This window comes from Saccharothrix coeruleofusca (genome assembly GCF_017876325.1).
In the GTDB taxonomy this organism is placed as follows: Bacteria; Actinomycetota; Actinomycetes; order Mycobacteriales; family Pseudonocardiaceae; genus Actinosynnema; species Actinosynnema coeruleofuscum.
The window spans coordinates 6904000-6918861 of record NZ_JAGINV010000001.1 but is presented as its reverse complement, the minus strand read 5'-3'; the positions used below and the strand labels follow the sequence as shown (position 1 = coordinate 6918861).

The window sequence follows — 14862 nt, the reverse complement described above, 5'->3', positions numbered from 1 at the left end:
CACGGACTCGGCGGTCACGCGGTCGTCACCTCCTCGGCGACCTCGGGCCGCACCGGGTTGTGGCAGCGCAGCAGCCTGCCACCGCCGATGTCCTCCTGCGCGGGCGTGACGTTGACGCACACGTCCAGCGCGTTCGGGCAGCGCGGCGCGAAGGCGCAGCCCTGCGTCCACGGGATGTTGTCGGCAACGGAGCCCTTGATGGGCACCAGCTTCTCGCCGCGCGGCGCGTCCAGCCTCGGGATCGACGACAGCAGGCCGTAGGTGTACGGGTGGCGCGGCTGCCCGAACAGCTCGTGCCGCTGCGCCTTCTCCACGACGCGGCCCGCGTAGAGCACGTTGACCTCGTCGCACAGCCCGGCCACGACCCCGAGGTCGTGGGTGATCATCACCAGGGCGGTGCCCATGTCCCGCACCAGCTCCTTGAGCAGCGCCAGGATCTGGGCCTGGATGGTCACGTCCAGCGCGGTGGTCGGCTCGTCGGCGATGAGCAGCCGCGGCCTGCACGCCAGCGCGATGGCGATCAGCGCGCGCTGCCGCATCCCGCCGGAGAGCTGGTGCGGGTACTCCGACAGCCGCCGCGTCGGGTCCGGGATGCCGACCTTGTCCAGCAGCTCGGCCGCCTCGACCATGGCCTTCTTGCGCGGCATGTCGCGGTGCCGCTCCAGCACCTCGGTGACCTGCAGGCCGATCGGGATGACCGGGTTGAGCGAGGTCAGCGGGTCCTGGAACACCATGCCCAGGTCGCGGCCGCGCCGGTCGCGCATCTCCTTGTCCGACAGGTCGAGCAGGTTCGCGCCCTCGAACCGCACCGAGCCGGACACCTTCGCGCCGCGCCTGGGCAGCAGGCCCATGATGGCCAGCGAGGTCACCGACTTGCCGCAGCCGGACTCGCCGACCAGGCCCACGGTCTGGCCGGGTTCGACGTCGAAGCTGACCTTGTCGACCGCGGTGAAGGGCTGCTCGCCCTTGCGCTCGAACACGACGCTGAGGTCGCGGACTTCCAGCAGTGCCACGTGGCTCACCGCCTGTTCTTCGGGTCGAGCGCGTCGCGCAGCGACTCGCCGACGAGGGTGAAGCCGAGCGCGATCACGATGATGCAGCCCGCGGGCCAGAAGGCCAGGTGCGGGTGGCTGTCGATGACGGTCTGGGCGGTGCCGAGCATCTGACCCCACTCGGGGATCGTGTCGTCGGGGTTGCCGAGGCCGAGGAACGACAGCGCCGCCGCGTCGATGATCGACGTGGCCAGCACCAGGGTGGACTGCACGATCACCGGGCCCAGCGAGTTCGGCAGCATGTGCCGGAACACGATCGGCGCGGGCTTGACGCCCAGCGCCGTGGCCGCCAGCACGTGGTCGCTGGACCGCTGGGCCAGCATCGAGCCGCGCAGCAGCCGGGCGAACACCGGGATCTGCACGATCGACACGGCGAGGATGACGGTGAACAGGCTCGGTCTGGCGAACAGCGCGCCGATGCCGAAGGCCAGCAGCAGCTGCGGGATCGACAGCATCACGTCGACCACGCGCATGACCAGCGAGTCGACCCAGCCGCCGAACGCGCCCGCGAGCGTGCCCAGCACCAGGCCGCCCGCCAGGCCGATCAGCGTGGCGAACACGCCGACCAGCAGGGTCTGCTGGGAGCCGACCAGCAGCCGCGACAGGAAGTCCCGGCCGACCTGGTCGCCGCCCAGCGGGTGGCCCTCCTGCGGCGGCGGGATCTCGTTGCGCGCCTTGACGACCTGGTCGATCAGGTCGCGGGCGGCCGGGTCGTGCGGCGCCAGCCACGGCGCGATGGCCGCGGTGACCAGGAACAGCACGATGATCGCCGCGCCGAGCAGGAACACCGGGCTGCGGCGCAGCCGCTTCCAGGCGCTGGCCGCGAGGCTGACGCCGGAGTCCGACCGCGCCGAGGTCTCGGCGAGCGCGTCGATGCGCTCCTTCTTCGTGGTGGGGGTGCTCATGGCGCTACCTCGTCCTGATCCGCGGGTCGACCAGCGCGTAGGACAGGTCCACCAGGAGGTTGACCAGCACGTACACGATGGCGGCGACCAGGATGAACATCTGCAGGACCGGGTAGTCGCGCCGCTCGAAGCCGAGCGCCAGCGCCTCCCCGACCCCGCTGAACCCGAACACCTTCTCGGTCAGCACGGCGCCCGCGAGCAGCGCGCCGATCTGCAGGCCGATGGTGGTCACCACGGGCAGCATCGCGTTGCGCAGCACGTGCCTGCGCCGGATCACGGTGCCCAGCAGGCCCTTGGACTCGGCGGTGCGCACGTAGTCCTCGTTGAGCACGTCGAGCACCGCGGCCCTGGTGATCCGGAAGATCACCGCGAACGGGATGGTGGCCAGCGCCACGGCGGGCAGCAGCAGGTGCACGAAGGCGTCCCAGGCGGCGTCCCACTCCTGGGTGAGGATGCCGTCGAGGACGAAGAAGCCGGTGACCCTGGTGGCGTCGATGTCGCCCGCCTGCCTGCCCAGCGAGGGCAGCCAGCCCAGCTTGGTCGCGAAGACGTACTTGAGCAGGTAGGCCAGGAAGAACACCGGCACCGCGACGCCGATCAGCGAGGCGCCGACGCTGAAGTTGTCGAACAGGCCGCCGCGCCTGCGCGCGGCCAGGTAGCCCAGCGGGATGCCCACGGCGATGGCGATCAGGATCGCCAGCACGCTGAGCTCGATGGTGGCCGGGAACCGCTGGAGGAAGATGTCGACCACCGAGTCACCGGGCTGCACGCCGGTGGAGTTGCCGAAGTTCCCGGTGAGGGCGCGGCCGAGGAATCTGAAGTACTGGACGAAGATCGGCTGGTCCAAGCCGAGCTGCTTGCTCAACGCCGCCCGCGACTCCTCCGTGCCGCGGTCTCCCAGGAGGGCCGATGCAGGCCCTCCTGGGAGCGCGCGCAACCACGCGAAGACGAGCAACGAGAGCACCAGCACCACGACGACGAGCTGGATGAGCCGTCGAACCGTATAGCGGAGCACTGGTAAACCCCGTTGTGTCTCGGGTCCGTCCGATCAGCCGATGCTGACCGGACCGAACTTCTCGTCGGTCAACGGGCTCGGGACGATGCCCTTGACGTTGTTCTTGACCACCAGCGCGGGCGGCGAGTGCGACACCGGGATGGCGGGCAGGTACTCGGACATGATCTTGCGGTTGAGGTCCTCGTACAGGCCGTACCGCTTGGTGCGGTCCGGCTCGGCGTCCGCGGTCTTCAGCTGCGCGGCCAGGTCGTTGCCCCAGGTCGCGGCGCCGGTGTTGAACCGGTTCTCCGGGTTTCCGAAGAAGGTGCCGATCCAGTTGTCGGCGCTGCCGGTGTCACCGGTCCAGCCCAGCAGGAACACGTCCGGGATGCCCTGGTCGACGTCGGTCAGGTAGCCGCCGTTCCACGGCTTGGTGACGGTCTCGATGGTGATGCCCGCCTGCTGCAGGTCGGCCGCGATCGCGCCGTAGATGTCCTTCGGGTTGGGCATGTACGGGCGGGTGACCTCGGAGGGCCAGTAGAACTTCAGCGTCAGGTTCGAGGCGTTGGCCTCGGCCAGCAGCTGCTTGGCCTTGTTCAGGTCGTACGGGTACTCGGTGACGTCGTCGGCGAAGCCGCCCACCGTCTTCGGGATGAACTGGGTCGCGACCTCGGCGCCCTCGGGCAGCTGCGACTTGACCAGCTGCTCGCGGTTGATCGCGTGCGCCAGCGCCTGGCGGACCTTCAGGTCGCGCAGCGCCGGGTTGTTCTTCTGGTTGATGCCGAAGTACAGGATGTTGAACGCCGGGCGCACCTGCACGTTGAAGCCCGCGGACTTCAGGCTCTCCCAGTCGGCGGCGTTCGGGAAGTCGAAGCCGTCGATGTCGCCGGACTGCAGCGCCTGCTTGCGCGCGGTCTCGTCCGGGATGATCCGGAAGACCAGCTTGTCCAGCTTGGTCTTCTCACCCCAGTAATCGTCGTTGCGGACCAGTTCGACGGTGCCGTTGGCCTTGTCGTACTTGCCGAACTTGAACGGACCGGTGCCCGTGGGGTGCTCGTTGGCGTAGGCCGGGAAGACGAAGCTGTCGCCCTGCGCCTGGACGTTGTCGGCGTCGTACTGCTTGAGCGCCGCGGGGCTCTGCATGGAGAACGACGGCAGACCCAGGATGTCCGGGAACTTCGAGGTGGACGAGGTCAGCACCACCTCGGCGGTGTTCGCGTCCTTGGCGCTGCACGACTTGTACAGCGAGGGCTTGGCGCCGTCGGAGAACCCGCCGAAGTTGTCGACGTAGTACTGCGACACGGCGTCGGACTGGGCCGCGCCCTTCAGGTTGTACCAGCGGTCGAAGTTGGCGCACACGGCCTGGGCGTCGAACGCGGTGCCGTCGTGGAACTTCACGCCCTGGCGCAGCTTGAACGTCCAGGTCAGGCCGTCCGGGGTGCTCTCCCAGCTCTCGGCCAGCGACGGCGCGGGCTCCGCGGTGCCCGGCTTGAACGTGGTGAGCCCGTCGAACATCTGCCGCGCGACGCGGAAGGTCTCGCCGTCGGTGGCGAACAGGGGGTCGAACAGCTTCGGCGCGCCCGCCGCGCCGAAGGTGAAGGTGCCGCCCTGCTTGCCCGCCCCGGACTCATCCCCCCGCTCGGATTGGGCGCAGGCGGACAGTGCGAGCGCAGCGGCGCCGGTCAGGCCGATCGCGGCCGTCCAGCGGCGCTGGGCCGTTCGGGAATGAACCATCAAACACCCCTTTGGGGAAATCCGGGATCTCACGGTGTGGTCACGGACCCTAACCGGTCACTACAACCCTCCTGGCGTAACGGAGGTCACGATCCGGCCACGTGGATCGACATACTCGTACATCCGGCGTATGCCCGCTGACCCACCGTGAACGCGCATGACCAGTGTCACGTCCTCATACGCTGTACAACGGAGTGTGAAAAGCAACACCGCAGCCGAGCGGAGGGGAGGTCGCCCGGTGAGTTCCGAGGTCGAGTTCCGCTTGCTCGGCCCACTGCAGGTGCTCGTCGACGGCGAACCGGTGGTGGTGCGCGCCGGGCGCCAGCGGTGCCTGCTGGTGTCGCTGCTGCTGCGCGCCGGGTCGAGCGTGTCGGTCGACCAGCTGGCGGAGCACATCTGGGGCGCGGACCCACCCGTTCGGGCGCGCGGCACCCTGCAGACCTACGTGATGCGGTTGCGCCAGGCGCTGGGCCCGGCGGTGCCGATCCGCACCGTCCCGGACGGCTACCTGGTCGACGTGGACCCCGGCGCGGTCGACGTGACGCGGTTCGAGCGGCTGGTCGAGCGGGGCGAGCGGGAGCGGGCCGCCGGGCGGCTGGAGGCGGCCTCGGCGCTGTTCACCGAGGCGCTGGGCCTGTGGCGCGGGCAGGCGCTGGTCGACGTGCCCTCGGAGGTGCTGCACCGCGACGAGGTGCCCCGGCTGGGCGAGCGGCGGCTGCACGCCGAGGAGCGGCGGGTCGAGGTGGACCTGGAGCTGGGCCGCCACGCCGAGCTCGTCCCCGAGCTGGCCCGGCTGACCAGCGAGCACCCGCTGCGCGAGCGGCTGTGGGCGCGGCTGATGGTGGCGCTGTACCGGTCGGGCAGGCAGGCCGACGCGCTGGCCGCCTACCGCAGGGTCAGCGCGCTGCTGGCCGAGCAGCTGGGCATCGACCCCGGCGACGAGCTGCGCCGGGTGCACCAGCAGGTGCTCAGCGGCGCGCCCGCGCTGGACCCCGGCGGGGGGACGCCGCCGAGGCGCGACCGGGTGGTGCCCTCGCAGCTGCCCGCCGACGTCGTCGACTTCGTGGGCCGCGAGCAGGCCGTGCGGCTGATCGAGGCGCTGCTGCGCAGCGCGCAGGGCGTGCCGGTGGTGACCCTGGCGGGCCCGCCGGGGGTGGGCAAGACGGCGCTGGCAGTGCACGCGGCGCACCGGCTGAGGTCCTGCTTCCCGGACGGGCAGCTGTACGTGAACCTGCGCGGCTACGCCCAGGGACCGCCGCTGAGCGCGGTGGACGTGCTGCCCCGGTTCCTGCGCGCCCAGGGCGTGCCCCCCGAGGCGGTGCCGCTGGACCAGGACGAGCAGGAGGCGATGTTCCGGTCCCGGCTGGCGGGCCAGCGGGTGCTGGTGGTGCTGGACAACGCGGCCAACGCCGAGCAGATCCGGCCGCTGCTGCCCGGCTCGTCGGGCTGCGCGGTGCTGGTGACCAGCCGGGACACCCTGCGCGGGCTGGCGGTCAGCCACGCCGCCTCCAACGTGCGGCTGGACGTGCTCGACCTGGACGAGACCAGGGCGCTGCTGGCCGGGATGCTCGGCGCGGAGGTGGTGGCCGCCCAGCGCGCGGCCGCCGACGAGCTGGCCGAGGTGTGCGCGCACCTGCCGCTGGCGCTGCGCATCGCCGCGGCGAACCTGCTGAGCAGGCCGGAGACCACCATCGCCGAGTACGTGGCGGAGCTGCGCGCGGACAACCGGCTGGCCGCGCTGAGCGTGGAGGGCGACGAGCGGGCGGCCGTGCACGCGGCGTTCGACCTGTCCTACACCGCGCTCAAACCGGAGCTGGCGCAGCTGTTCCGGGTGCTCAGCCTGGCGCCGGGCGACATCACCCCGGACCTCGCCGCCGCGCTGGGCGGGCTGACCGCACAGCAGGCGCGGCGCAGGCTGGACCGGCTGGCCACGGCGAACCTGGTGGACAACCACGTCCCCGGCCGCTACCAGTTCCACGACCTGCTGCGCGAGTACGCCGCCGAGCGGCTGGCCGTGGAGGACGACCCGGTCGGGCGCGCCCAGGCGTTCCGCAGGCTGCTGGACTGGTCGATCCGCTCGGTGGACAACGCCACCGACACGCTCAAGAGCAACCTGCTGCGGCTGCCCCGCGCGGCGGTCGTGCCGGAGGTCTCGCCGCGGCGGTTCACCACCCCGGCCGAGGCGCTGGCCTGGCTGGACGCCGAGCGGCAGAACCTGGTGGCGCTGGTCGCGCACGCGGCCGAGCGCAGCCCCGACGCCGACTGCTGGCAGCTGGTCGACGCGCTGCGCCGGTACTTCTACACGCGGGGGATGCCGGTGGAGTGGCTGGCCACCGCCAAGGCGGGCCTGGCGGTCGCGCAGGGCATCGGCGACCCGGTCGGCGAGGTGGCGATGCTGTCCTCGCTGGGCACCCTGCACTGGGCGATCGGCCAGCACCGGGTGGCCGTGGACCACTTCCGCCGGGCCCTGCCGATCCAGCGGCGCACCGGCGCGCCGCCGCCCGCGCAGGCCGCCGTGCTGGCCAACCTCGGCGCCGTGCACATCGACCTGGGCGACCTGGAGCAGGCCGCCGACCACCTGGAACGCGCGCTGGCGATCACCCGCGACATCGGCGCGTCCCAGCAGCAGGGCATCGCGCTGTACAACCTGGGCGGGGTCTACATGCAGCTGGGCCAGCTCGACCGGGCGGTGTCCTGCTTCGAGGGCTCGCTGGAGGTGGGCAACCGGCTGGGCTCGTGGATGGCGCAGGCCGACAGCCACCGGGCGCTGGGCGAGGTGCACCTGTTCCAGGGCAGGCCCGAGCGGGCCGCGCGGCTGTACGAGCGCACCGGCGAGCTGTACGAGCTGGCGGGCGCGCGGCGGTTCGCGCACATCCGGCACGAGGGCCTGGCGCTGTCGTACGTGCTGCGCGGCCGGTACGCCGACGCCATCTCCGAGGCCAGCCGCGCGGTGGCGCTGGCCGTGGACCGGGAGAACCTCAAGGGCCACTGCGACGCCAAGAACGTGCTGGGCGAGGCGCTGCTGGGCGCGGGCCGGGTCGCCGACGCGATGGCCAGGCACACCGAGGCGCTGCGCATCGCCGAGGAGACCAGCTACCCGTGGGGGACCTGCGCGGCGCGCAGGGGCCTGGCCAGGGCGCACCACGCGGCGGGCAGGCTGGACGAGGCGCGGTACTCGGCGGGGCAGGCGCTGGACAGCGCCGTGCGCTACCGGCTGCGGGTGGCCGAGGTGGAGGTGCTGGCCCTGCTCGGCCGCGTCCTGCTGGACCAGGGCGAGGTGGCGGGGGCGCTGGAGCACGCGCAGCGGGCGGGCGAGCTGAGCCGGGCGACCGGGCAGCGCCTGGTGCTGGCGCGCTCGGAGCACCTGGCCGGGGACGCGCGGGCGGCGCTGGGCGACCCGGCGGGGGCGGCGGCGCGGTGGCGCGCGGCGCTGGAGCTGTTCACCGCCGTGGACGCGCCGGAGGCCGAAGTCGTGCGGGCCTTGCTTGAGCCGTCCGAGTGACCGCTTTCACGCGGGCGGGCCGCGCCGCCTCTTACTCCCGACAACGGCTTCGGACGGAGGCGGGATGGGGTGGCAGGTGGCGTGGGCGCTGGGCGCGCAGCTGATCGCGGTGGCGGGCCTGGTGGCGCGGCTGCGGTGGTGGGCGGTGCGGGAGCGGCGGCGGCAGGAGGCGTTGCGCGCGTTCGCCGCCCGGCTGCCCGCCGCCGGTGACGTGGAGATCGACGACGTGCGCGGCGACGGCAGCAGGCTCCGGGTGCGCATCAGGAGGGACCGGTGAGCGAACCGACCACCTCGCACGTCGGCGCGAAGCACGCCGCCGACACCGCGTTCAGCGACTTCTACCGGGCCACGACCAGGCAGCTGGTGGCGTTCCTGCTGCTCCAGGGCGCGGACCTGCCGCTGGCGGCGGACCTGGCGCAGGAGACCATGACCACGCTGTACCGGCGCTGGGCGGAGGTCTCCCAGCCCCGCGCCTGGGCCTACCGGACCGCCTCCCGCGCGCTGGGCCGGGCGCTGTTCTCCTCGCGGGAAACTCCCACCGCCGACCCGCCGCTGCTGCGCGCCACCGCCGACGTCGAGCACTGGCACCAGACGCAGGAGGTGGTGGCGGAGCTGGCGCGATTACCGCCGCGACAACGGCAGGTGATGGCGTGGACCCTGTACGACCACACCCCGGCGGAGATCGCCGCCGAGCTGGGGATGACCCCGGAAGCCGTGCGGGCGAACCTCTACCAGGCCCGCAAGGCGCTCATCGCGCGTCGGGAGGGGGACCGGTGACCGACCAGTGGCTGCGGGACGGCCTGGCCGCCCTGGACACCGCGTTGGACGAGGTCCTGGACCTCGACGCCGGTCTGGCCGACGCCCGGCTGCCCGGCAGGGCCGCCGCGCTCACCGACGCCCTGGACGACGTGCTGGACCTCGACGCGGGCCTGAACGCGATCGTGACTCGCAGGCACAGGTCGGCGCTGCTCCGATTCGCCCACCTGCTGGCGGCACGGCCGCCGCGGGACAGGCTCCTCGCCCGCCGCTGGCTGCCCCTGGGAGGACTGGGCGCGGTCCGGGCAGCCGCGGAAATCGACCCGTCCACGCGCAGTGCTCTCCGGGCACTCGTCCACGAGCTGGATCAGGCGCTCATCGTCGCTCGCGCCAGCGACAACGTCCGCGAGCACGGCCAGGACGTCACCCGCTTGCTCGTCGCCTTCGTCGACCGGGCGATCGACCACGCCCGCCGCGCGGGCATCGCCCCCGGCATCGCCAGGAACCTGGACCGGATCAAGAAGCGCATCCCCGTCGAAGAGTCGTCCCGCACCACCTACGAGCTCACCGCTGTCCAGGACAAGGCAATGGCCCTGGAAGAGGACACCAACCTCGGCGCGGCCCTCAAATACGTCCTCCTCCTCCTGGGACGGCACGGGGACGCGGGTTCTCTCAGGCAGGCCCTGGAGAGCGACCTGGACGACAGCGGACTGATCGGACGCGAAGTGGTCGAGGGGGTGCGACTCGTCCAGCGGTCCGTCACCGATGTGACCGGCGCGGACCTGACCGACGCCGACCTGGGGGGAATCCCGCTGGAGGGGGTGCGGTGGTCCGCCGCCACCCGGTGGCCCGCCGCCTGGGAGGACTGGGTGCGCCACAACTCGACCCGCGTCGGGGCCGACCTGTGGGAGATCCGGGCGGATGGCCTGACCACCGACGAGCGCGCCGCCCTGACCTGATCAGCCCTGACCTGATCAGCCCTGACCTGATCAGCCCTGACCTGATCAGCCCTGACCTGATCAGCCCTGACCTGATCAATCCTGATCTGATCAGTCGGGGTGGACGACCTTGGTGGCGCGCTCGCGGGTGCCGTCGACCGCGAACCAGCCGCGCTCGAACGCCTGCCAGCGCACCAGGTGGGCGCGGCTGGCCTCGCCGTCCCGCGCCACCGCGCGCTCCAGGCGCGCGGCCGGGTCGGGCACCTCCACCCAGACCGCCTCGTCCAGCAGCGGCGCGATGCTGCGGCGCGCGGCCGACACGCCCTCGATGACCAGCAGCTCGGGCACCTCGACGGTCACCCAGTCGCCTGGGCGCGGCAGCCCGGTGCTCCAGTCCATCCGCCGGTACCGGCCGGGTTCGCCGCGCAGCAGCGGCTCCAGCACCCCCGACACCAGCCGGGGCCACCACGACACCGGGTCGTCCCAGGTGGCGAAGTGGTCGGTGGGCACGACGGCGCCGCCGAGGCCGCGCGCGTACGTCGACTTGCCCGAGCCCGAGGGCCCGTCCACGGCGACGATCCTCACATGCTGCGCCTGCCGGACAGCGCCCGACCGAGGGTCAGCTCGTCGGCGAACTCCAGGTCACCGCCCATGGGCAGGCCGGACGCCAGCCTGGTCACGGTCAGGCCGGGGAAGTCGCGCAGCATCCGCACCAGGTAGGTGGCGGTCGCCTCGCCCTCGGTGTTCGGGTCGGTGGCGATGATGATCTCGTTGACGTCGGTGCCGATGCGGGTCAGCAGCTGCCGGATGCGCAGCTGGTCCGGCCCGATGCCGGACAACGGGTCCAGCGCGCCGCCGAGCACGTGGTAGCGGCCCTTGAACTCGCGGGTGCGCTCCACCGCGAGCACGTCTTTTGGCTCCTCGACCACGCAGATCAGGGTCAGGTCGCGGCGCGGGTCGCGGCAGATCCGGCAGGTCGACTCGGCCGAGACGTTGCCGCAGACCTCGCAGAAGACCACGCCCTCCTTGACCTTCTGCAGCGCGTCCTGCAGTCGGCCGATGTCGGCCGGGTCGGCGGCGAGCAGGTGGAAGGCGATGCGCTGCGCGCTCTTGGGACCGACGCCCGGCAGCCGGCCGAGCTCGTCGATCAGGTCCTGGACTGGCCCCTCGTACATCAGCCGAACAGCCCGCCGAGGCCGCCCAGGTCGTCCAGTCCGCCCATGCCGCTGGCCAGCGGGCCCATCTTCTGCGCGGCCAGCTCCTGCGCGGCCCGGTTGGCGTCCCGCACCGCCGCCACGACCAGGTCGGACAGCGTCTCCACGTCGTCCGGGTCGACCACCTTCGGGTCGATGGCCAGGCTCTTGAGCTCGCCGCCGCCGGAGACCACCGCGGTGACCAGGCCGCCGCCCGCCGTGCCGGTGACCTCGGCCTCCGCCAGCTCCTGCTGCGCGGTGGCCAGCTGCTGCTGCATCTTCTGCGCCTGCTGGAGGATCTGCTGCATGTTGGGCTGACCGGGTTGCACCGCGGTTCCTCTCGTCGGTTTCGCCGCCGTCATCCAGCGTAGTCGGGTGCTCAGCCCTTCAGCGGCCGAGCGCCCAACTGGTCGGCGAGCAGCTTGAGCACCACCGCTTCCGGGTCGTGCCGCTCCCCGCCCTCCTCGGTGGGCCGGGCCGCCTCGGCGAGCATCTCCTCCTCGTCCACCGGCTCCGGCGGGAGGGGCTCATCGGGCTCCGGGGGCTCGGGCGGCGGGGGCACGTCGTCCGCCTGCCTGCCCGCCGGGGCCTGCCTGCCCTGGTCGGGCGCGGGCCTGCCCGCCTGGCTGGGCCTGCTGGGGGCGGGCCGCTGCGGCCGGGCCTGCGCGGCGGGTGGGCGCTGCGCGGCCGCGACGGCGGTGGCGTCGCCGTGGACGCAGCGCACCTGCCACGCGCCGCCGAACAGCTGGCCGAACGCGGCGGCGATGGCGTCGGTGTTGCGCTGCTCGGCGAGCCTGCGGGCCAGCGGTGCCGAGGTGTGGGAGACCGTCACGGCGGTGCCGCTGACCTCGGTGACCGTGGCGCTGGTGAGCAGCGCCCCCGCGCTGGGCCCGGCGATGCCCCGGACGACGGCGCACAGCTCCGGCCACCGGCGGCGGATCTCCACCGCTTCGACACCGCCGCCACCCGAAGGCTCCGGCACCGGAGCCGCGCTTGGCTGGGCGGCGCTGGGCTGGGCGGCGCTTGGCTGGGGCGTGCTGGGCTGGGCTGGGCCTGCCGGGGCCGCCGGAGGTGCGGTCGGCGGCGCCGCCTGCGCCGCGACGGGCTGCGACCGCTGGGCCGGTCGGGCGGGTGCCGCCGCGGGAGGTGCCACCGGGGCCGGGGGCTGGGCGGTGGGCTGGGGCGCGGGCTCCGGTTCGGCCGCGCGCTGCGAGGGCCGCTGGAAGGTCCGGCCACCCTCGACCGGGGCCGCCTGCCCGGCGGCCACCGCCCCGGCGGGCGGACCGTGCTTCTCCAGGCGCTCGACCCGCTGCAGCACCGCCGACTCCGCGTCCGACGCGGAGGGCAGCAGCATCCGCGCGCACACCAGCTCCAGCAGCAGCCGGGGCGCGGTCGCCCCGCGCATCTCGGTCAGCCCCTGGTGCAGCACCTCGGCGTAGCGGGTGAGCGTGGCCGGGCCGATGTTCTGCGCCTGCGCCACCATCTTGGCCAGCTCGTCCTCCGGCGCGGACACCAGGCCGCGCTCGGCCGCGTCCGGCACCGCGCGCAGCAGCACCAGGTCGCGCAGCCGGTCCAGCAGGTCGGAGGCGAACCGGCGCGGGTCGTGGCCCGCCTCGACCAGCCGGTCGACGGTGCCGAACACCGCCGCGCCGTCGCCCGCCGCCAGGCCGTCCACCACGTCGTCGATCAACGCCACGTCGGTCACGCCGAGCAGCGAGATCGCCCGCTCGTAGGTCACCCCCTCGGGGCCCGCGCCGGACAGCAGCTGGTCCATCACCGACTGCGTGTCCCGCGCCGAACCCCCGCCCGCGCGGATGACCAGCGGGAACACCGCGGGCTCCACGGGCACGCCCTCGGCCGCGCAGTTGCGCTCCAGCAGCGCGCGCATCGCGCCCGGCGGGATCAACCGGAACGGGTAGTGGTGGGTGCGCGACCGGATGGTCGGCAGCACCTTGTCCGGCTCGGTGGTGGCGAAGATGAAGATGAGGTGCTCGGGCGGCTCCTCCACGATCTTGAGCAGGGCGTTGAAGCCCTGCGTGGTGACCATGTGGGCCTCGTCGATGATGAACACCCGGTAGCGCGACTCCGCGGGCGCGTAGAACGCCTTGTCGCGCAGCTCGCGGGCGTCGTCCACGCCGCCGTGGCTGGCCGCGTCCAGCTCCACCACGTCCACGCTGCCCGGCCCGTTGGGGGCCAGGCCCACGCACGAGTTGCACTCCCCGCACGGGTCGGGGGTGGGGCCGTTGACGCAGTTCAGCGACCTGGCCAGGATGCGCGCGCTGGAGGTCTTGCCGCAGCCGCGCGGCCCGGAGAACAGGTAGGCGTGGTTGACCCGGCCCGCGCCGAGCGCCGTGCGCAGCGGGTCGGTGACGTGCTCCTGACCGACCACCTCGGCGAAGGTGGCCGGTCGGTACTTGCGGTAGAGGGCCAGCGCCACGGCGGCAACAGTACCGGGGACCCCCGACAGAAGAAGGGGACCCCGTGCACCCACCAGAGCCCGCTTATCCTTGCTGCCTTCCGGCCCTGGGGAGGTTCGCGAGATGTGTGCCGCACGAGGTCCGCGACCAGTGTAGCCGGTCGGCTCAGCCCATCTTCAGGGTGCTCGCGAACAGCGGCACCGCGTGGTCGAGCGCGTAGGCCGTGCCCAGCGACGAGCCGCTGGAGAAGGCGTTGACCAGCGTCTTGTCCTCCATCACCACCAGGCCGTCGCCCGCGGCCTGCTTGAGCAGCTGGTTCCCGGTCAGCGCCGAGGCGTCGCCGCCGATGGGGAACACCGCGGTCAGGTCGGCGCGCAGCAGGTCCAGCCGCTCGGTGGAGATGTCGACGTAGAAGGTGCCCGCCGCGAGGTCCTCGACCTCCTTCTTCACGCCGAAGCCGATGGCCTTCATGAAGTCGGCCCTGGAGTCGCCGCTGACGTACGCGCCGAACTTGCCGTCGAAGTACGCGCCGACCACGGCGGTCCTGCCCTCGAACTTCTTGTTCGCGGCGAACTTGGCGTCCAGGTCGCTGATGATCTTGTTGCCCTCGTCGACCTTGCCCAGCGCCTTGGCGACCATCTCGACCTGCTGGCGCCAGGTGGTGCCGTAGGGGATGACGTCCTTGGGCGCGCCGATGGTGGGCGCGATCTTGGACAGCGTCTCGTGCTTCTTCTCGTCGTTGTCCGACCGGGTGTTGAGGATCAGGTCGGGCTTGAGCGCCGCGACCGCCTCGTAGTCGACCTCGGTGGTGCCCAGGAGCGTGGGCGCGGCGGTGAACAGGCCCTCCGCCCACGGCCCGACGCCCTTGCCGCCGAACGCCAGCCAGTCGCTGACGCCGACCGGCTGCACGCCCAGCGCCAGCGCGGCCTCGGCGTCCGACCAGCCCAGCGCGACCACGCGCGTCGGGGGCCGCTCGACGGTGACCGGGCCGAACCGGGTGTCGACGGTGACGGCTTGCGCCGCCGCGGGGTCGCTGCTCTCCGTCCCGCCCCCGCCGCAGGCGGTGGCGAACAGGGCCAACAGGACGACGATCGAACGGAGCCGCACGCGGCCACCTCCTGAGCTATTTAGGGCAGGCTAAGCAAACATGGCGAGGCCGAACGGTGCAACGTGGGGGCCGCCACCTGCGGGTTCACGCCTGCGACCGATGCCGGTCAGTGGTGGGCGTTGCCGTCCGCCGCGCAGCTCGTCGCCCTGAATGACAGCGACGGTCGCCGATGTGGCGCCGAGCTATCCGGGGGCCGACCCGTGAGCATCCACACCGGATGCGCGTCCATGCCTTGGACCGGGCGTCCGCCTCGCTCACGGCGT

General features: G+C 72.8%; 13 protein-coding genes and 1 other RNA gene. 4 read left to right on the top strand and 10 right to left on the bottom strand.

What is annotated here, in order from left to right; translation table 11 throughout:
• Positions 1-14: 14 nt before the first annotated feature.
• Genes JOF41_RS31970 through JOF41_RS31955 form a run of 4 tightly spaced genes read right to left on the bottom strand, consistent with a single transcriptional unit; the run spans position 15 to position 4685 of the window.
• Complete coding sequence (locus JOF41_RS31970) at positions 15-1013, bottom strand: ABC transporter ATP-binding protein (RefSeq protein WP_189221741.1); 999 nt, start codon at positions 1011-1013, stop codon at positions 15-17.
• A 5-nt stretch (positions 1014-1018) separates the two neighbouring features.
• The gene (locus tag JOF41_RS31965; RefSeq protein WP_189221345.1) at positions 1019-1957 is read right to left on the bottom strand and encodes an ABC transporter permease; all 939 of its coding nucleotides are present in this window, start codon (positions 1955-1957) and stop codon (positions 1019-1021) included.
• A gap of 4 nt (positions 1958-1961) precedes the next feature.
• Positions 1962-2972 (bottom strand): ABC transporter permease, encoded by a 1011-nt coding sequence (locus JOF41_RS31960; protein ID WP_189221346.1) that lies wholly within the window; start codon positions 2970-2972, stop codon positions 1962-1964.
• A 33-nt stretch (positions 2973-3005) separates the two neighbouring features.
• Positions 3006-4685: an ABC transporter substrate-binding protein gene (locus tag JOF41_RS31955; RefSeq protein WP_209623594.1), complete on the bottom strand. Its 1680-nt coding sequence runs from the start codon at positions 4683-4685 to the stop codon at positions 3006-3008.
• Between the two features lie 238 nt (positions 4686-4923).
• On the opposite strand from JOF41_RS31955, the gene JOF41_RS31950 reads away from it, so the two are divergent.
• The 4 genes from JOF41_RS31950 to JOF41_RS31935 all read left to right on the top strand — a co-directional run bounded on the left by JOF41_RS31950 (position 4924) and on the right by JOF41_RS31935 (position 9902).
• Positions 4924-8187, top strand: a complete 3264-nt coding sequence (locus JOF41_RS31950) for an AfsR/SARP family transcriptional regulator (protein ID WP_209623593.1) — start codon at positions 4924-4926, stop codon at positions 8185-8187.
• A gap of 64 nt (positions 8188-8251) precedes the next feature.
• A complete protein-coding gene (locus JOF41_RS31945; protein WP_189221349.1) occupies positions 8252-8464 on the top strand; it encodes a hypothetical protein in 213 nt (70 codons plus the stop codon).
• On the top strand, positions 8461-8964 hold the full coding sequence (locus JOF41_RS31940; RefSeq protein WP_209623592.1) for an RNA polymerase sigma factor: 504 nt from the start codon (positions 8461-8463) through the stop codon (positions 8962-8964). The genes JOF41_RS31945 and JOF41_RS31940 overlap by 4 nt, the downstream gene beginning before the upstream one ends.
• Positions 8961-9902, top strand: a complete 942-nt coding sequence (locus JOF41_RS31935) for a hypothetical protein (protein WP_209623591.1) — start codon at positions 8961-8963, stop codon at positions 9900-9902. The genes JOF41_RS31940 and JOF41_RS31935 overlap by 4 nt, the downstream gene beginning before the upstream one ends.
• Before the next feature lie 90 nt (positions 9903-9992).
• Here the strand turns inward: JOF41_RS31935 and JOF41_RS31930 are convergent, their stop codons facing one another.
• The 6 genes from JOF41_RS31930 to JOF41_RS31905 all read right to left on the bottom strand — a co-directional run bounded on the left by JOF41_RS31930 (position 9993) and on the right by JOF41_RS31905 (position 14598).
• Complete coding sequence (locus JOF41_RS31930; RefSeq protein WP_209623590.1) at positions 9993-10466, bottom strand: uridine kinase family protein; 474 nt, start codon at positions 10464-10466, stop codon at positions 9993-9995.
• Positions 10463-11056, bottom strand: a complete 594-nt coding sequence (recR, locus tag JOF41_RS31925; protein WP_189221353.1) for a recombination mediator RecR — start codon at positions 11054-11056, stop codon at positions 10463-10465. Before recR ends, JOF41_RS31930 begins: the two co-directional genes overlap by 4 nt.
• Entirely contained in the window at positions 11056-11403 is a 348-nt protein-coding gene (locus JOF41_RS31920; RefSeq protein ID WP_307867591.1) for a YbaB/EbfC family nucleoid-associated protein, read from the bottom strand. The genes recR and JOF41_RS31920 overlap by 1 nt, the downstream gene beginning before the upstream one ends.
• A gap of 50 nt (positions 11404-11453) precedes the next feature.
• Positions 11454-13511, bottom strand: a complete 2058-nt coding sequence (locus JOF41_RS31915; protein WP_209623589.1) for a DNA polymerase III subunit gamma and tau — start codon at positions 13509-13511, stop codon at positions 11454-11456.
• A gap of 31 nt (positions 13512-13542) precedes the next feature.
• Positions 13543-13637, bottom strand: an RNA gene (gene ffs / locus JOF41_RS31910) — signal recognition particle sRNA small type.
• A gap of 19 nt (positions 13638-13656) precedes the next feature.
• Positions 13657-14598, bottom strand: coding sequence for an ABC transporter substrate-binding protein (locus tag JOF41_RS31905; protein WP_209623588.1), 942 nt, complete (start codon positions 14596-14598; stop codon positions 13657-13659).
• Between the last annotated feature and the right edge of the window lie 264 nt (positions 14599-14862).